This window comes from Burkholderia thailandensis E264 (genome assembly GCF_000012365.1).
Lineage (GTDB): Bacteria > Pseudomonadota > Gammaproteobacteria > Burkholderiales > Burkholderiaceae > Burkholderia > Burkholderia thailandensis.
This window is the reverse complement of record NC_007650.1, coordinates 2,066,296-2,083,227: the sequence shown is the minus strand read 5'-3', so window position 1 is coordinate 2,083,227 and position 16,932 is coordinate 2,066,296. Positions and strand designations below refer to the sequence as shown.

Here is a 16,932-nt window from a genome sequence, read left to right as displayed (position 1 = left end):
GAAGAGGTGCGGAAGAGGCGCGCCTCGACGTCCGGCAGACGTGCATCGGCGCGATGCCGCGCGACGGCTTCGACGTGATGCGTCTCGAGTCGACGCAGACGGAGAATCGCTCGGCCGCGCTTCGCGAGCAGGGCCGGGCAGGAAGGCAAGCGCCGACAACCGGTTCGAAGCCGATCCATTCATGCTTCGTGCGACGTTTGAAAGCGGCGGTTCAATGCCGAACCCGAGCCGAGCATGACGCCGACGCCCGCTGGGCACTCGCGGCCCAACTGCGCGCCGTGCATCCAAGTCCTTGAAAAATCGGATCTTCGCGCCTGCGGGCCCGAAATGTCCGCGGCTCGGAATCGTCACACGAAAGCTATCTGGAAGCCGTCTGGAAGGACTGTGTGAATGTAAATTCGGGTAAATCCCGGGTTAGAGGGAACCGGTTCCAGTTATCCGCTCGCACACCCGCGAAACCCTTATCCTTGCAGCATTAAAACTAACTAGTTAGTGAATTCCCGCGTTGCGCGAAGCCGACGGATCTTTATTCTTCGTTCTGCAACACGGACGAATCGGTGAGAATGGCGCCCGCATGGACAGACCATGCCGCGTGACACACCACACAAAAATTTCTTGAGGACGGAGAATCAATGAAAAAGCGCACAGCGGTCGCGATGACGGCCGCCGGATTGGCGGCTGTCGCCACCGCGCACGCTCAGAGCAGCGTGACGCTTTACGGTATCGTCGATAACGGCATCGCGTATCAGAGCAGCAGCACGTCGCTCGGCTCAACGACGGGCGGCCGCTCGGCGGTGAAGATGTCGACGGGCGTGTGGGCGGGCAGCCGCTTCGGCCTGAAGGGCAGCGAGGACCTCGGCGGCGGCTCGAAGGCGATCTTCCAGCTCGAATCGGGTTTCAGCACGGCCAACGGCACGTCGCAGTTCGCGGGCGGCATCTTCACGCGGCAGGCGTGGGTCGGCCTGACCAATCCGACGTACGGTACGCTGACGGCCGGCCGTCAATACACCGCGTACTACACGCTGCTGTCGCCGTACAGCCCGACGACCTGGCTCACCGGTTACTTCGGCGCGCACCCGGGCGACATCGACTCGCTCGACACCAGCTACCGCACGAACAACTCGCTCGTCTACATGTCGCCGAAGTTCTACGGCTTCACGTTCGGCGGCTCGTATGCGTTCGGCGGCCAGCCGGGCAGCGTGAACGCCGGCTCCACGTGGAGCGCGGGCATCCAGTACATGAACGGTCCGCTCGGCATCGCGGCGGCGTTCCAGCGCGTGAACAACTCGACGTCGGGCGGCGGCGACTGGGGCGCGAATTCGACGACGTCCAACGGCGGCGCGCAGACGGCCGTGTCGGCGATCAACAACGGCTACAAGACCGCGCAGGCGCAGCAGCGCGTCGCGGTCACGGCCGGCTACCAGTTCTCGTCCGCGTGGGACATCTCGGTGTCGTACTCGAACGTGCAGTACATTCCGGGCGTCAACTCGGCGTTCCGCAACACCGCGATCTTCAACACGGCGGGTGCGGTGCTGCACTTCAAGCCGTCCGCTCAGTGGGACTTCGCGGGCGGCTACGCGTACACGCGCGCGACGCAATCGAACGGCATCACGAGCGCGGCGCAGTACCACCAGTTCACGCTGTCGCAGTATTACAGCCTGTCGAAGCGCACGGGCCTTTACGCGGTCGAGGCGTACCAGCGTGCGAACGGCAAGACGCTCGCGGGCGGCAAGATCATCGACGCGACCGCGTCGATCGGCGACGGCTTCAACACGTCGCCGTCGTCGTCGCGCAGCCAGGTGGGCGTCGGCGTCGGTCTGATCCATCGCTTCTGAGCGCGGCCTTTCGCGCGACGTGCGCGTCGCGCGCGAAGTCGAACGAGCAGCCGGCCTTCGGGCCGGCTGTTTTTTTATGCGCATGCATGTAACGTGTGCGCGCGTGCGTCGTCCGTCCGCGCGCGTGCTGCGGCGTGGCGGGCGGTGACGGCAAAAGGGAAGGCGTCGCCCGCGGCGGCGATCGCGATTCGACGTCCCACCGTCGTCGACGCGCTCGCGCGACAAGGGGCGGGGGCGCGCGTATGGCGCGCGGTGCGAGCATTCGCGGGCGCGCGCATCGCGTGCGGCGTCATGCGCGGTTCAGTCGGCCCGGCGTCGTGCGGCGATGGCTCAACGCGCGCGATGCGCGTCGAGCGCCGGTCGGCGCGTTCGCGCCGCGCGGGCCTTGCGTCGATTCGGCGGTTCGCGCGGCACGGCGTTTCGCGCGCGTCGCATGACGGAACGGGCCGCCATCGATTGCACCTTCGGCGGGCCGCATTGTCCGGTTGCGAGCATCGCCACGATCGTGCCGCTCCGATGTTCCCGAAAACGCGAATGCCCGGCTTCGCGCCGGTGCCCGATCGCGCTCGATGCGCGGATCAGCGCGAGATGTCGACGCGGTAGCCGCGCGTGCCGACGCGCAGCACGTTGCCGTCCGGCGTGAACAGGCGGGGGATGTCGGGGGTGGCGGGCGACGGCGAAGCGGGCCCGGGCGCGGGACGCGGCGCGCCGTCGTCGATCGCGCGCGGTTTCGGCGCGATCTTCACGGCGGTGGGCGGATGATGCATTCGCGCCTCGACGACGCGCGGCGCGGCGCGCCTGCGCTTCGTCGCGGCAGCGGCCGACGGCTTGCGGGCAGCCGGATCGCGGCGCGCGCCGCTGGCGGAACCGGTGGTCGAGCCGATGCGGGCTTCGGGCGGATTCCAGATCTCGACGTAGCGTTCGCCCGCGAACGTCAAGGAAGTGAAAGCCAACAACAGCAACCCGCATCCAACTCGTTTCACTCTGTCATCTCCGTGGCCCGTCGCGCGGCGCCGATCGACCCCAGCCGCGTTGCCGATGCGGTTGCGGCCCGTCGGCCGGTGCGGCGGCACGCGATTCTCGCATGGATCGCCGACAGCGCGAGCTGTACGAATATACAGCCTTTTCCGGTGATGTCCACTGCTTCGGCGATCTTCGGCGCCGGGTGTCGGTTTTTCGCCGCATCGCCGGATCGGCTTGCGCGCGTTGCTTGACGCAATGCGGTTTGCTCCGGCCGAGATACCGTATACCTTTGTCCGATACGCGCCGGGCGACGCCGCCGCCCGCACCGGCCGATCCGCATCCCCATTCGAGGAGGAAGACATGGAACGATCCAGCCACGCATCGCCGCCGCCGCTGTTGCGCGACGATCACGACGGCGTCGCGACGCTGCGCCTGAACCGGCCGTCGCAGTTCAACGCGTTGTCCGAGGCGCTGCTCGACGCGTTGCAGCGCGAGCTCGCGGCGCTCGCCGACGATCCGCGCGTGCGCTGCGTCGTGCTCGCCGCGGAGGGCCGCGCGTTCTGCGCGGGCCACGATCTGCGCGAGATGCGCGCCACGCCGGATCTCGCGTACTACCGCGGTCTGTTCGGCCGCTGCAGCCGCGTGATGCAGGCGATCCGCGCGCTGCCCGTGCCCGTCGTCGCGCGCGTGCACGGCATCGCGACGGCGGCGGGCTGCCAGCTCGTCGCGTCGTGCGATCTCGCGATCGCCGCCGATACGGCGCGCTTTGCGGTGTCGGGCATCAACGTCGGGCTGTTCTGCTCGACGCCCGCAGTCGCGCTGTCGCGCAACGTGTCCGCGAAGCGCGCGTTCGACATGCTCGTCACCGGGCGCTTCATCGACGCGGCGACGGCCGTCGACTGGGGCCTCGTCAACGAGGCGGTGCCGCAGGACGCGCTCGACGCGGCCGTTGCGCGCACGGTCGCGGCGATCGTGTCGAAGAGCCCCGCCGCAGTGCGCTACGGCAAGGCGATGTTCGACCGGCAGCGGCAGATGCCGCTCGACGACGCCTACGCGTATGCGTCCGACGTGATGGCGCGCAACATGATGGACGCCGACGCATGCGAGGGCATCGACGCGTTTCTCGACAAGCGGGCGCCGCGCTGGCGAACGTGAACGGCGAGCGCGTGAGCGGACGGCGCGGGGCGGCCGTCCACGGGCGTCGCGTGCGGCGCAACGGGTTCGTGCGATCCGATGCGCTGCCCGTCCGATGCGCGCAAGCGCCGGCTCGCCGGCGTCGATCATGCGTTGCCGCGCCGCCGCGCCGCCGCGCCGATGCGCCGATGCGCCGATGCGCCCGCTGGCGCCTCGAACGCGCGCATCCTTCTCGCGGTATCGAACGCGAGGCTGCCGATGCGCGCGGCGTGACGAACCCGCTCGCGCCGCGCGCCGGCTTTCGCCGGCCGGCCTGAATCGGTCCGCGCTTCGCTCAGCGCCCGTAGCTCCCGGTCCGCGCGGGCTGCGCGTGCGTCTCGGCGGCGGGATGCGGATCGACGACGACCGGCACGCGCCGCGCGAGCGCGCACATCAGCTCGTAGCCGATCGTGCCGGCGGCTTCGGCGACGTCGTCGACGCGCACCTGCTTGCCCCACAGCTCGACAGTCGAGCCGACGCCCGCGTGCGGGCACGGCGTGAGATCGACGGTCAGCATGTCCATCGACACGCGCCCGACCACCCGCGTGAGCACGCCGTCGACCGCGATCGGCGTGCCGCTCGGCGCGTGGCGCGGGTAGCCGTCCGCATATCCGCACGCGACGACGCCGATGCGCATCTCGCGCTCGGCCGCGAAGCGGCGCCCGTAGCCGACCGTCTCGCCCGGCGACAGCGTTTGCACGCCGATGATCCGGCTCGTGAGCGTCATCGCGGCCCGCAGCGGCACGTCGGCGACATGGCGGGTCGCGCCCGTCGGCGACGCGCCGTACAGGATCGTGCCGGGCCGCACCCAGTCGCGGTGCGCGCGCGGATGCCACAGCACGGCGGCCGAGTTCGACAGCGTGCGCTCGCCGGGCAGGCCGTCCGTCGCGGCGTCGAACACGCTCATTTGCCAGTCGATCTCGCCGTCGTCGGCGTTCGCGAAGTGCATCATCAGCGCGATGCGGCCGATCGACGGCGCGGCGGCCGCGCGTTCCCACGCATCGCGGAACGCGCTCGGCCGATAGCCGAGCCGGTTCATCCCGGAGTTCATCTTTAACTGGATGTCGATCGGGCGCGTCGTTTTCGCCGACGTCAGCAGCTTCAATTGCTCGTCGCCGTGCACGGCGACGGTCAGCCGATGGCGATCCGCGATCTCGATGTCCGCCGCATCGAAGATGCCTTCGAGCAGCAGCACGGGCTTCGTCCAGCCGAGCGCGCGCACGCGCACCGCTTCATCGAGGTCGAGCAGCGCGATGCCGTCCGCGTCGGCGAGCGCCGGATAGACGCGCTCGATGCCGTGGCCGTAAGCGTTCGCCTTGACGACCGACCAGACGCGCGAGTTCGGCGCTTTTTGCCGGACGATTGCAAGATTGTGCGCGATGGCGTCGGGGTGGATGCGGGCGACGATGGGGCGGGGCATGAATCTCTCTGCGAAGTCAAGGCGGCGCGCGCGCATGTGCGGCGCGCCGCGCGGGTAAATCGATGGCGCTCGTTCGGTGGATATCCGCCGTGCGAAACGTCATGGCCAGTGTCGGCAGCTATGGTATGTGCGAAGCGATGGTTTTATTTAATGTATTTGTCGCAATTTCAGTAAAAACTGATGGGCGCGGCGGAAAGGTTGGCGCGCGGCCGCGCGAGCGAGCGGTTCGTTGCATGCGGCGGCAGATCGGGGAACCTCGCCGCGCGCGATGGTCTACGTAAAGGGCGACGCGCATCGTCAACGCCGCATCTCTCTCTCAAGAGCGGGCGCGGAATCTGCGCGCACGCGACGGTGGCCCACGCATGCGCGTCGCTTTCGATTGCCGAACTTCCTGCAATTAACGGCGTTTGCAACGGGGATTGTTCGTTCGCTCGAACTTCAGAATTCGCGGCTCGCGCGTCGCCTGCGGCGCCGCCGCGGCGTACGATGTCGCCGACATCCGACGTGTTTCGCAACCGGAGGCGCTTTCATGACCCAGTCAAGTCACACCGTCAAGATTCCTGGCCCGGACCATCCGATCACGATCGAAGCGACGGGCGAGCGCGTCGTCGTCAAGGCGGCCGGTCAAACGCTCGCCGACACGCGCGACGCGCTCACGCTGCGCGAAGCGTCGTATCCGCCGGTGCAGTACGTGCCGCGCAAGGACGTCGATCTCGCGCAGCTCGAGCGCACGACGCACGAGAGCCACTGCCCGTACAAGGGCGATGCGTCCTACTACAGCATCAAGGGGGCGGGCGCGCGCGGCGTCAATGCGATCTGGTCGTACGAGACGCCGCACGACGCGCTCAAGCGGATCGCCGGCCATCTCGCGTTCTATCCCGACCGCGTCGATTCGATCACGATCGGCTGACGCCGAAGCCATTCATCACACCAACGGGGCGCGCCGCGAAAGCGGTGCTCGCGCGCGCGGCATCGCGATTGCGGTCGCGATGCCGCGCGCGTGTCCTATTCTTTGTTGCATGGGTTCGCGGGCGTCGCACGGCGCGCGGGCGAGCCATTCAGTCGGGACGGTGCACATGACGAAGAACGAAGAGTCGACGCTCGGGCTCGCGTCGGACCTGGCGCGCGGCTTCACGGACGTGCGCCGATACAGCGTCGAGCTCGCGAAGCCGTTGTCGGCGGAGGACCAGGCGCTGCAATCGATGCCGGACGCGAGTCCGACGAAGTGGCATCTCGCGCACACGACATGGTTCTTCGAGACCGTGATCCTCGCGCGGCATGCGCGTGGCTACAAGCTGTTCGATTCGCGCTATCCGTATCTCTTCAATTCGTATTACGAAGCGCTCGGCCCGCGCCATGCGCGAGCGCAGCGCGGGATGCTGTCGCGTCCGTCGCTGGGCGACGTGCATCGCTATCGGCGTCACGTCGACGACGCGCTGCTCGACCTGCTGCGCACGTCCGATCTGCCGACGCTGATCGCGATCGAGCCGGAGATCACGCTTGGCCTGCATCACGAGCAGCAGCATCAGGAACTGATCCTGACGGATATCCTGCATGCGTTCTCGCTGAATCCGCTGCTGCCTGCGTATCGAAGCGACGATGCGACGCCGCCGGCCGATGCGCGGCGCGCGAACGGCGCGATGCGCTGGCTGTCGGGGCCGAGCGGCATCGTCGAGATCGGCCACGACGGCCGCGGCTTCTCGTTCGACAACGAACGGCCGCGCCATCGGACGATGCTGCATCCGTACCAGATCGCGGAGCGGCTCGTGACGAACGGCGAATACGCGGCGTTCATCGACGACGGCGGCTACGCGCGCCCGGAGTTCTGGCTGTCGGACGGATGGGCCATCGTTCAGCGCGAAGAATGGAAGGCGCCCCTCTACTGGATCGCGTCCGACGGCGGCGAAGGGCTCGGCTGGCGCGAGTTCGGCTTCGGCGGCCTGCAGCCGCTGATGCTCGACGCGCCCGTGTCGCACGTGAGTTTCTACGAAGCGGCTGCCTACGCCGAATGGGCGCGCGCGCGGCTGCCGACGGAGGCCGAATGGGAGGCGGCGTTCGACGCGCCGGACATCGTGCAGATGACGGGCTGCGTGTGGCAATGGACGCGCTCGTCGTACGGCCCGTATCCGGGTTTTCGACCGATGGCGGGCGTCGCGGCCGAATACAACGGCAAGTTCATGGTCGGGCAGCAGGTGCTGCGCGGCGGCAGCGTCGCGACGCCGCCCGGGCACGCGCGCGCGACGTATCGCAACTTCTTTCCGCCGGCCGCGCGCTGGCAATTCACGGGAGTGCGTCTTGCGAGAGATATCTGAACGGATGAGTGAAGCCGCCGCGGGCGTGGCGAACGAAACGAAGCGCGACAGCGCGTTCGGCCGCGACCTGCTCGCGGGGTTGCGCCGCGCGCCGCGCAGCATCGCGCCGAAATACTTCTACGACGCCGCCGGCTCCGCGTTGTTCGATCGCATCTGCGAGCTGCCCGAGTACTATCCGACGCGCACCGAGCTTGCGATCCTGAAGCGCCATGCGCACGAGATCGCCGCGCAGATCGGCCGCGACGCGAACCTGATCGAATTCGGCGCGGGGTCGCTATCGAAGATCCGCGTGCTGCTCGACGCGTGCGCGGCGTCGGGGCCACCCGCGCGCTATCTGCCCGTCGACATCTCGGCCGAGCATCTCGCTCAGTCGGCCGCCGCGTTGCGCGACGCTTACCCGTGGCTCGACGTGCAGCCTGTCGTCGCCGATTATCTGCAGTCCGAGCAATTGCGTGCGATCGAGTGCGTGGCGGGGCGGCGGGTCGGCTGCTTTCTCGGCTCGACGATCGGCAATTTCTCGCCGGACGAGGCTTCGGCGTTCCTGCGGCACGCGGCTTCGCTGCTGAAGGGGGGCGGGCTGCTGATCGGCGTCGATCTCGTGAAGGACGTATCGATCCTGCATCGCGCATACAACGATGCAGCGGGCGTGACGGCCGCGTTCAACCTGAATCTGCTCAAGCGCGCGAACGCCGAGCTCGGTGCGGATTTCGCGCTCGACGCGTGGGCGCATCGCGCGTTCTACGACGTCGATCAACAGCGCATCGAGATGCACCTCGTGAGCCGGCGCGCGCAAACGGTGCGCTTGGCGGGCTATGCGTTCCGGTTCGACGCGGGCGAGACGCTGCATACGGAGAACTCGCACAAGTTCACGGTCGACGGATTTCGCGCGCTCGCGCAGGCGGCGGGGTTCACGCCGGGGACCGTGTGGATCGACGATGCGCGGCTGTTCAGCGTGCATTGGCTCGAGAGTCGCGGGTGACGCGGCAGGTGGCGGATTGCGCGGCGGTCCGGCGGCGCGCAGGCGGGCGGGGGGCATGCGGCGGTGTCGATCGAGCGCGCTTTGGTCGTACGTGCGTCGTGAGCGCACGCGCGCCAATCGCATGTGCTTTGGCGGCGCGCGTGCAGCGATGTCGACGGGGCGCGAAGCGGGGGACGTTTGCTCGCGGGCTCGTTTGCGTTGCTACCAGAAGACATCTCGCGCGTAATACGGCGAACTGCCGAGTTGAGGCTCGGTCGTGCACGGCGTTGCGCGTGCGGTGCCGCCTTTCGTATCGAGACGCCGCACGCAGCGCACGGACGCGAGCGAGCCGCTCGCGCTCGCGTGCGTCGACAGCGGCAACCGGGTAGTGTTGTCCGCGTTCGGGCTCGGCGCGTCGGCGATCTTCTCGCCGACGATGCGGCTGCCGTCTTGCGCTTTCCATGAAGGGCCGGCGCGGTGCTTGATTATGGCGGCGCCGGCGGCGTCGTAGAGCGTGGCTTCGGTGTGCTGGAAGGTTCGCGCCTGACGGTGGCTGCTGTCGTATTCGCAGGCGTGGATCTGGATGCCGGTGGTGGTTTGGGCTTGAGCGGCGTCTTCGGGGATGAGCGGCGTTCGAGGACGGGCGGCATGGGCGGTCATCGTCGCCAATGTCAGCAGTGTCGTCGTCATTCGGCGTGCGATGCGGTTTCGCTTTTTCCGGTCAACCAGGCACGTTGCGTCTCGGACGGAATGACGAATGGACTCGACGTTTTTCTGCGCGGTGGCGGTGATTGGCTAGAAAAACAGCAGACTTGGAACCGGTCATCCGTCAAGCTGTCATGCCGCCTTCCGAGTTCGGCCGGCAGTTCACTTTCATCGAAGTCAGTTGCGGACGTTCGCTAGACGTTCGGTCTGAAATAGCAAGGTAGTGAGCTGACGTGGCAATGTCGATGGGCGAACGCTGACGATGGCGCGAGTCGTACACGTAGCTTGCCCGTTAGGTGCCGGTGTGGTGCGGCCGCTCAGACGGCAGGTTTTCCCGGCCGCTGAATGACAAATGGTGGCCGATCCCGGCTGGCTTGTCCCAGCGGTCCGCGAGCGGCTCGAACCGACCCGAAGCGGCCGCTTGTCCATGTTTGAGCTCAACGGCTGCGTCCGGGGTACAACGATCGTTCGCATGGGGCGGCGGCGCCCGGCCGTTGCCGACATTCACGGATCCGCGTTGGTGAGTTTAGGCCGGCTGTAACGGGTAGCCACTCGATTCGTGCAAATCTGAAGCGGCCGTGAGCGAAGTCACAAAAGGTGCGACAACCCGAAGGTAGTTGCCAAACGCCCGAAGCGAACACTTATGCGTGGGCCGCTAGTGGTTAGGTAACCTATAAGAAAAGCGGTCGTAAAACGGGCGAGGCACGCATTGACATCCAAGAGCATTCTACAGGTGCCGGATTGTCCAACCGGCGAAGCTGACCGAGTATTGCAGAAGGGGGGCGGCCCTCCAATACGTCTCGCAGCATCCTTTCCACTGTCGCATCGTAGCGCAAACCCATCCAATCATATGCGCTGAGGTCGCGGACTACGCGAAGAATGCGCTCGATTGCTGACTGATTGCTATCCAGCGCGTCCAAGAGCGAGAGGATGGCGGCTCGTTCCGGCAAATTCAGCACTAGCGCTAGGAAGAGTCTCTGTTCGGAATCCACTACCGTACGTCGGAGCGACAAAATGGCTTGTCGACGCCACTGTTCCTCGATCGCCGGCACCAACGCGTTGACGGTACCCCCACCGTGTACGGAGCGGGCTGAAGAGACGACGCGGCGGTATGCGCGCTCGTCGTCGATCAGCGCTCCTCGCGCTTGGCCCAACAGCAGAAATGCGCCATACAGGTCGGTGGTTACAATCAGCTCCCGTAGATTTCGTTCCAACTGAGCCCGCTCGAAGCGCTGACATAGCGCCAGCAGGCGCTTATGCATCAGCTGCGCTTCGCTGCGGGCGCGGGGATCGAACGCGAGGCCGGGAGGCAGGTATTCGTATTCGGGACTTCGCCTTGCCGATGGCAGCGATCGTATCGCCAGGGTGACGCTCGGTGTGTCGAGATGAAACAGTGAATGGATCAACCGCCGACCAGGCACTATTTCGCGCACATCGCCTTCACGCAGTAACTCGGTTGATTGCAGCGCAAGGGCCCCAAGTCTCATTGAGCGGTCCAAATCACTCCGGTGCTCGAACGTGAACCGAGTGTGCAGGCTTGATCCGCACAACACCGAGAACGCACCCGCGAATTCGTGCTGGTGTATCCCGGTGCTCGCCTCTTGCCAGAACAGCAAATCCACCGTAAAGCGGCGAGTGCGGTAGAGCGTTAGCGCTGGCTGACCGAATCCTTCGTCGATGCGCCGTTGTATCGGCAGCGGCCCCTTCGAGAGGCACTCTCGCAAGAGTGGGCCGAGCGCGACGTGCGGCAGTGCCTCCTCGGCGATGGTCTCAGCGGTGCAGCGGGCAAAGGCCGCCGAACCACTTGGCATTGTGCGCGAGCGTCGCTCGAGGCGCTGCGCGACGCCTATCAATCGCTCGATGAGGCTCGGTTTCATCGCGTGAGGCCTACGAGTTGTAGGCTGGCGAGCCGGCAGATCAAAGCGATCAGCCGGGCGCGCGGGATGCTGCGGCCAAGGCTTGCTGATAAACGCTCTCCAATCTCGGCGGCGGTGCAACGTCTGTCCACTAGGTCGAGCAAGGGGGCGAGCAGTGGATCGCCTTGCATGGCGAGGCGCTTGCGCACGGTTGGCGACTCGCGATCTTTGGCATCGAACAACACGATTCGCGCGCGGAGTAGTTGGCGACGATCTTCGCTCGGTTCGAACAGGAAGGGACCTATCGCACAAAAGTCCAGCCCCATGCCAATGAGACTCCAAAGCGCTTGCTGTGGCGTCTCGACTATTGGTTCGCCACGCGCGTTGAATGACGTGTTCAGCAGCATGGGTACGCCCGTGAACCTGTCGAATGCCTTCACAACGCGAAAGAACAACCCGTCGGCCGCTCGAACGGTTTGGATACGAGCCGTGCCGTCCACGTGCACGACTGCCGGCACTGCGTCACGGCATGCTTCGCGGACTGGCATGATTCGCAGCATGAATGGACTTTCATCGTCGCGCCCGACATCGAACCAGCGCGCCGCTTTGGCATGCAGCACCACTGGGGCGTAAGGGCGAAACGCCTCGCGCAGTTTGATGCGCTTATCCAGTCGACGCTTGGTGTATTGACTTCGCGGGTCGGCGATAATACTGCGATGTCCAAGCGCACGCGGGCCAAACTCGGCCCCGCCCTGCACCCAGCCGCCAATTTGGCCCTGAGCGATGCGCTCGGCAGCGTGCGTTGCGACACATCGCGGAACAATGCAGCGCAACCCGGGGACGGACTCAAATGCACTTTGGATCTCTAAATTATCATAGCAGCGACCGAGGCCGTCGTCGCGCATGGCTTGGGTGGAGATGTGCGAGCCAAGTTCCAAGAGGCCGGCCATCGCCGCGCCGATGGCGGTGCCGCTATCGTCGGCAGCCGGGATCACGCAGATTTGGTCAAAGCCCGATTGCCGCAACAGGCACTCGTTCGCGATGGCGTTGAGTGCGATGCCGCCCGCGAGACAAAGCCTTGGCTCTCCGGTCAGTGTCCTGAGGCGCTTGGCGACAGCCAGCAACGCTTCCTCCAGTGCGGCCTGTGCCGACGCGGCCAGTGTTTTGTGCGCCGAAGTGATGCGGTCTGCACGGCTTCGCGCAGCGAAGCGCCGAGCGAGCACATCGCCGAACTCGATCTGACCGTTTTGCCGAATGTGCAGGAACTCCGTCGCAGGGATGCGCGGTTCGCCGTGCGAAGCTAACCCCATCACCTTCCCGGCTTCTAGCGCGTCGTTGAACACGTGCTGCGATACCGCAGCGTACATTCCGCCGAGGGACGCATAGCGTGGTGCGGTCTTACCGTCGACGGCCAGCCACCGGTCGCATTCCGCGAACGACTTGTCGATCACTTTCAGGCGCCAACCATGCGCGTGATACATCGACAGCGTCTCGCCCGGACCTGACAACGTCGGCGCGGCCAATTCCCGTTCGTCGGCTGGCAGGTCCTGCACTGGCGACCCCAAGCCGTCCACAACGAGCACCGCCGCGTCGGGGGCTCCGGCCCACCGCAATGCGCTCAGTGCGTGCCCCACGTGGTGCGAGATAAATCGAATCCTCCCGTCATGGGCCAAAGAAGCCAGTTGGGGATTGCTCCGCACGTCGTGCTCTGGTAAGTGGCGCGAGGTCTGCGTGCACAGCACCACCCGATCCAGCGACCGTGCCGAGATGCCCGCAGCCGACAAACAGTAGTCGAAGGCCAGCGACGCCCGTGCGCCGGCGATACCTTGACGCTTCACGCGCGATAGACGTTCCTCTGCGATCGCGACGACGATCTTGTCGCCGCGCATCAGGCAAGCCGCGCCGTTGTGCTGCGAGGCGGCCAAGCCCAAGACCCAGGCGCCGGTCATGGCAATGATGCGCTCATCCGCCGGAGATGGCCGCCACCAGCACCACCTCGGCGTTGTCCCCAAGCGCGGTATCCAGCCCTTGCCGCAACCGGATGTCTTGTCCATCAACGCAAACGACGACCGTTCGGCGCAGAGTCCCGTCCGAGGAGAAGAGTCGGCGCGCGAGCTCTGGATCCGATTCAGCCAGCTTGTTCAATGCCTGCCGCACGGAGCAAGCCTGCGTATGCACTTGGGATGCGCCTAACGTGCGTGTGCGCAACGCGTCGGCGATTTTCACGGTCACGTTGGGGAGTGGGGTGGTCTTCATTCCGATGCCTTGACAAGAAAGCCCATTTGAACCAGTTTGCGTACGAAGGTGAGCTTGTCCGCCTCGCTGGCCGACACCGGCAGGTCGCAGGCTCGCACGCGTCGCGCGCGCAAAAGGTAGTAAAAGGCTTTGGCCATCTCACGTGCGGCACGCAATGCGCTGCCCGGCAGATGCAGAATAGCCTCGTCGCCGTTTACTTCGACGTGGCCGAAGGTGCCGGGCGCAAGGCTCAGCCACGTCTTCGGCTCGATCAGGTGGAGCCCGTCGACCTCCGCAAAGCCGCCGTTCGGCAGTGGGTCTAAGTTGCCGAGCAGGCGCCCTGACATGGCCGCCAGGGCGCGTCGTAGCGCGCGCGGGTTGTTGAGGGAGGCAGTCAACCGAGTCAACTCGGCGCGGGCTTCGTCGCCGATGCGCTTGCCAAAGGGCGGACAGACCGGCAGATTGCGGCGGAACGCGGGGTTGTCGGACATGGCTTCGATGAGCAGATCGGTCCACGTCAATGTCTCGATACTAAGCGTCAGGTGCAGTGAGCGCGAGTCAGTCGTGTTGGCGTCGTGCAGAACGCCTCGTGGAATGTAGACGAGCTCGCCCGGCGACAATACGAACTCGCGCCGGGGCGAGCCCGCTTCCTCGGGCGGTATCGGCGTGGCGGGTGGCTGCGTCGGCCAAGCTACATGGCGTCCATAGAGGCGCCAATGCTTGCGGCCCTCAATCTGCAGGATGAGCACGTCGTGCGGATCATAGTGAATATTGAAGCCTTGCGACGACGGAGGCGAAAGGTAGCCGTTCGCGCCGATATGGCGCGCAAGCGCAATACCGTGTGCGCTGAGTGCAGACTCGATGCGCCGACACAACATAGCGGTTTCTCGATGGCGTCGTTGGACCTGGTTCATCAGAAGGCTGTTGCCGTCGCGATATGCCGCGTAGACCTCGGACAGATTAAGTAATCCCTCCTGTGTCAGCAGACTGTCCGACGGTGGGCGCGCAACGCCGTTGACAATGCTGAACCAGCCGCGTTCCGGATCTGTCAGCGAATGAAGCAGAAAAGCGAATTCCTCGCTGTCGGGCAAGCACGCATACAGGTGCGGCGCTTGGCGCCGCACGATCAGCGGTTTGCGTCCCCAATAACGTTCCATGAACGCGTCCACCGTGATCGGCGATAGCAGCGCCGCCAACGTCAGTTCGCTCATACGGGCGCGATGTGGATGGTTTTCGCCTGCCGCATACCGCTAGCGGCCCGCTCGCGCGCTGCGCCGTTCGGAAGGCGCGCACGCACCGGAAGCGCAATAACCCAGGCCCCCTCTTGTACCACGAGCTTTTGATCGTTTAGGCGCTGAAGCACCGTATGCAACGTAGACTCGTCGAGTCCACGCACACGCTCGCACAAATCGCGCTTGCGTACGAGCCGGTCGCAAGCCAAAAGGACTTCGCGTGCAACGCCTTCGAGTTCGATCGCGAGCGGTTCGTCCCCGCGTTCGTCCGACACAATCAGGGCGCTGCCGGCGTCGCGCCAGCTCAGTAGTTGTACCACGCCTTCGGCCTGCGCCTGCTGATGCCGCGTGCGCCAACGCGTGACTTCGCGTTCGACGGCGGCCCACTCTTCGCATAGAGCATCCCTATCGAGCGTATCGAAGGGCACCACCTGAGTGATTCGCGCTGCCGCGAGCGCCGATGGCAGGAAGGGCAGAGGCGAATGGTCGACGTTGCGAGCGGCAAGCTCATCTCGCTGCCAGTCGGCGAAGATGCGGCTGCTGCGATCGAGATAGAAGCGCGCCAGTGACGGCGGTTTGAAACCGGCGAGAGCGGGCAGCAAGTTCGCCATACGGTCCACCGCACGCCTGTCGGCGCCCGGAAAATAGGTAATGAGATTGTACTGGTAGGGCACACCGAATTCCTCGCAGACCTTGATCGAGGAGACGTTGTCGATCATCCGGACGCCTTTGGCCATCTGCGAGAGCAGTTTTGTATCGAAGGCTTCTACGCCCAACTGAACGTGGCGCGCGCCGGCTGCGGCGAGCAAGGCTGCAGTTTCCGCATCAAGGTCGCAGCGCATTTCACAAAAGAGCGTCACGTCCAAAGGCTCGGACGCGAGGCGGCGCAGCAGCGCCTTCGCGTAGGCGCTTGGCAAGTAGGCATCCACAAAGCCAAGCGCCAGAGTGCGCGAACGATGAACACCATCGCGGATGTGCGCCATCACGGTATCAAGGTGCCGCTCGCGGTAATTCGGAGAATTGCGATACAAGCCGCAGAACGTGCATCCGCGAAGCTGGCCGTCGGTCTTACGGTGCTCCCAATGGCAGCCCCGCGAGGCCTCCACCGGCAAGATCAGCTCCGCGGCCGGGAAGCCCGCCGCGCGCGCGGCTGAGTAGAACTCGCCCATGTCGGGGGGCAACGTATCGTCGAGCGTGGCCAGCACGCGAGTGACGGTGCGTGCGACAGAGCCGTCTGCGCGCCGGTAATAAAGATTGGGCACGGCTTCAAGCTCCGCGTCATCCCAATTTGGTATCGACGAAAGCGCAGCCATCGCCAGCTCACCTTCCCCGTCCACGACTGCGTCGAGCCAGGGCAACTGCTGTAGCAAGCGCAGCCCCGGCTCTCCGAGCACGCTGCCACCACCGAATATCACTCTCAGGTGCGGCGCACGACACTTGAACAAGTGTCCTAGGAAAACCGAAGCGGCGAGCTGCAAGGCGCCCACGGAAAACCCGACGAGATCGTAGCGCCGCAAATCCAAATTGCCCAAGGCGCCGAGCGTGGCCATCTCGACCTCGTCGAGCAACGGACGCTCGGCCCACGCAGCGTGCAACGCCTGACCATTCGCACGCATAGCCTTCGCACTTCGCGCCAGGATGGCATCGGCCTCGTCAGGGGCATCCAATGCAAAGTACAACGCTTCCCCGAGCTCCCAGCCGGAAGCGATCTCCTGATAACGCGACCAGCCAAGGCGCACGGCCACATCAAAGTGCAAATGACGCGTGTCGACATCGATGCCGTGTCGACGCAGGTGCGACTTGAGCGTGCCGAGCGCGAGCGACGGCCAATTGCCCAGTCGCCAAGGTGGCGATATGAGCAGGACTTTGCGTGATGGCCGCTCGGGGGAAGCGCCGCCTCCCGAAGCCGCAGTCAACAGCCGGGGCCTCCAGGGTTCGAGATGCAACCCATGCTGGAAACCAGGCGCGAACGCTGGTCTCGGATGAGTTGCTTGGCCAGCTTCTGCACGTCGATCACGATACCGTCATCTTTGCCCGGTTTAACCGTGCCTGAGGGCAGCTTGACCTTTCCCGGCAGCTCACCCAAACCGGCATCCAGGTGCACGGACAACATATGTCCCTGCGGCGCCGCTGCGGCCTTCGCCGCGGATTTCTTGGCCGCGGTTTTGCTCGCCACTTTCTTGGCTGCGGTCTTCTTGGCCGCGCCACCTGCCGTCTTTCTGGTTGCCATTGCGATTTCTCCT

At 65.6% G+C, this 16,932-nt stretch carries 15 protein-coding genes; 5 read left to right on the top strand and 10 right to left on the bottom strand.

Going from position 1 to position 16,932, the window contains the following annotated elements:
- Positions 1-632: 632 nt before the first annotated feature.
- Positions 633-1,835, top strand: coding sequence for a porin (locus BTH_RS08800; RefSeq protein WP_009897731.1), 1,203 nt, complete (start codon positions 633-635; stop codon positions 1,833-1,835).
- A gap of 578 nt (positions 1,836-2,413) precedes the next feature.
- Here the strand turns inward: BTH_RS08800 and BTH_RS08790 are convergent.
- Together BTH_RS08790 and BTH_RS30310 are read right to left on the bottom strand one after the other, a co-directional pair.
- Positions 2,414-2,797: a hypothetical protein gene (locus BTH_RS08790; RefSeq protein WP_009907896.1), complete on the bottom strand. Its 384-nt coding sequence runs from the start codon at positions 2,795-2,797 to the stop codon at positions 2,414-2,416.
- Positions 2,798-2,814: 17 nt separating this feature from the next.
- Positions 2,815-3,054 carry a hypothetical protein gene (locus BTH_RS30310; protein ID WP_154660037.1) on the bottom strand — a complete coding sequence of 80 codons (240 nt, stop codon included), beginning with the start codon at positions 3,052-3,054 and terminating at the stop codon, positions 2,815-2,817.
- Positions 3,055-3,158: 104 nt separating this feature from the next.
- Between BTH_RS30310 and BTH_RS08785 the strand changes: the two genes are divergently transcribed.
- Positions 3,159-3,953 carry an enoyl-CoA hydratase gene (locus tag BTH_RS08785; protein WP_009897727.1) on the top strand — a complete coding sequence of 265 codons (795 nt, stop codon included), beginning with the start codon at positions 3,159-3,161 and terminating at the stop codon, positions 3,951-3,953.
- 313 nt (positions 3,954-4,266) lie between these two features.
- On the opposite strand, the gene alr is transcribed toward BTH_RS08785, so the two are convergent.
- Entirely contained in the window at positions 4,267-5,391 is a 1,125-nt protein-coding gene (alr, locus tag BTH_RS08780; protein ID WP_009897723.1) for an alanine racemase, read from the bottom strand.
- Positions 5,392-5,920: 529 nt separating this feature from the next.
- On the opposite strand from alr, the gene BTH_RS08770 reads away from it, so the two are divergent.
- The 3 genes from BTH_RS08770 (at position 5,921) to egtD (ending at position 8,682) form a co-directional block, all read left to right on the top strand.
- Positions 5,921-6,301, top strand: coding sequence for a DUF427 domain-containing protein (locus BTH_RS08770; RefSeq protein WP_009897719.1), 381 nt, complete (start codon positions 5,921-5,923; stop codon positions 6,299-6,301).
- A 166-nt stretch (positions 6,302-6,467) separates the two neighbouring features.
- Entirely contained in the window at positions 6,468-7,703 is a 1,236-nt protein-coding gene (gene egtB, locus BTH_RS08765; protein ID WP_009897717.1) for an ergothioneine biosynthesis protein EgtB, read from the top strand.
- A 4-nt stretch (positions 7,704-7,707) separates the two neighbouring features.
- Entirely contained in the window at positions 7,708-8,682 is a 975-nt protein-coding gene (gene egtD, locus BTH_RS08760) for an L-histidine N(alpha)-methyltransferase (RefSeq protein ID WP_009897715.1), read from the top strand.
- A 201-nt stretch (positions 8,683-8,883) separates the two neighbouring features.
- Here egtD and BTH_RS08755 read toward each other — a convergent pair whose 3' ends face one another.
- The 7 genes from BTH_RS08755 to BTH_RS08725 all read right to left on the bottom strand — a co-directional run bounded on the left by BTH_RS08755 (position 8,884) and on the right by BTH_RS08725 (position 16,919).
- Entirely contained in the window at positions 8,884-9,351 is a 468-nt protein-coding gene (locus BTH_RS08755; RefSeq protein ID WP_009897714.1) for a DUF3455 domain-containing protein, read from the bottom strand.
- Between the two features lie 686 nt (positions 9,352-10,037).
- A complete protein-coding gene (locus tag BTH_RS08750; protein WP_009897712.1) occupies positions 10,038-11,243 on the bottom strand; it encodes a hypothetical protein in 1,206 nt (401 codons plus the stop codon).
- Positions 11,240-13,171, bottom strand: coding sequence for a carbamoyltransferase family protein (locus BTH_RS08745; RefSeq protein WP_009897707.1), 1,932 nt, complete (start codon positions 13,169-13,171; stop codon positions 11,240-11,242). The genes BTH_RS08750 and BTH_RS08745 overlap by 4 nt, the downstream gene beginning before the upstream one ends.
- Positions 13,172-13,184: 13 nt before the next feature.
- Positions 13,185-13,478 (bottom strand): MoaD/ThiS family protein, encoded by a 294-nt coding sequence (locus BTH_RS08740; RefSeq protein WP_009897705.1) that lies wholly within the window; start codon positions 13,476-13,478, stop codon positions 13,185-13,187.
- The gene (locus BTH_RS08735; protein WP_009897703.1) at positions 13,475-14,668 is read right to left on the bottom strand and encodes a cupin domain-containing protein; all 1,194 of its coding nucleotides are present in this window, start codon (positions 14,666-14,668) and stop codon (positions 13,475-13,477) included. Before BTH_RS08735 ends, BTH_RS08740 begins: the two co-directional genes overlap by 4 nt.
- Positions 14,665-16,605 (bottom strand): RiPP maturation radical SAM C-methyltransferase, encoded by a 1,941-nt coding sequence (locus tag BTH_RS08730; protein WP_011401366.1) that lies wholly within the window; start codon positions 16,603-16,605, stop codon positions 14,665-14,667. Before BTH_RS08730 ends, BTH_RS08735 begins: the two co-directional genes overlap by 4 nt.
- Positions 16,602-16,919 (bottom strand): hypothetical protein, encoded by a 318-nt coding sequence (locus tag BTH_RS08725; protein ID WP_009897700.1) that lies wholly within the window; start codon positions 16,917-16,919, stop codon positions 16,602-16,604. The genes BTH_RS08730 and BTH_RS08725 overlap by 4 nt, the downstream gene beginning before the upstream one ends.
- Positions 16,920-16,932 lie beyond the last annotated feature (13 nt).

Excerpts from the sequence above, each read along its gene's own strand:
- BTH_RS08800 (WP_009897731.1), top strand. The coding sequence starts at position 633 with ATGAAAAAGCGCACAGCGGTCGCGATGACGGCCGCCGGATTGGCGGCT.
- egtB (WP_009897717.1), top strand. The coding sequence starts at position 6,468 with ATGACGAAGAACGAAGAGTCGACGCTCGGGCTCGCGTCGGACCTGGCG.
- BTH_RS08735 (WP_009897703.1), bottom strand. The coding sequence starts at position 14,668 with ATGAGCGAACTGACGTTGGCGGCGCTGCTATCGCCGATCACGGTGGAC.
- BTH_RS08785 (WP_009897727.1), top strand. The coding sequence starts at position 3,159 with ATGGAACGATCCAGCCACGCATCGCCGCCGCCGCTGTTGCGCGACGAT.
- BTH_RS08725 (WP_009897700.1), bottom strand. The coding sequence starts at position 16,919 with ATGGCAACCAGAAAGACGGCAGGTGGCGCGGCCAAGAAGACCGCAGCC.
- BTH_RS08755 (WP_009897714.1), bottom strand. The coding sequence starts at position 9,351 with ATGACGACGACACTGCTGACATTGGCGACGATGACCGCCCATGCCGCC.
- BTH_RS08770 (WP_009897719.1), top strand. The coding sequence starts at position 5,921 with ATGACCCAGTCAAGTCACACCGTCAAGATTCCTGGCCCGGACCATCCG.
- alr (WP_009897723.1), bottom strand. The coding sequence starts at position 5,391 with ATGCCCCGCCCCATCGTCGCCCGCATCCACCCCGACGCCATCGCGCAC.
- BTH_RS08750 (WP_009897712.1), bottom strand. The coding sequence starts at position 11,243 with ATGAAACCGAGCCTCATCGAGCGATTGATAGGCGTCGCGCAGCGCCTC.
- BTH_RS08745 (WP_009897707.1), bottom strand. The coding sequence starts at position 13,171 with ATGACCGGCGCCTGGGTCTTGGGCTTGGCCGCCTCGCAGCACAACGGC.
- BTH_RS08740 (WP_009897705.1), bottom strand. The coding sequence starts at position 13,478 with ATGAAGACCACCCCACTCCCCAACGTGACCGTGAAAATCGCCGACGCG.
- egtD (WP_009897715.1), top strand. The coding sequence starts at position 7,708 with ATGAGTGAAGCCGCCGCGGGCGTGGCGAACGAAACGAAGCGCGACAGC.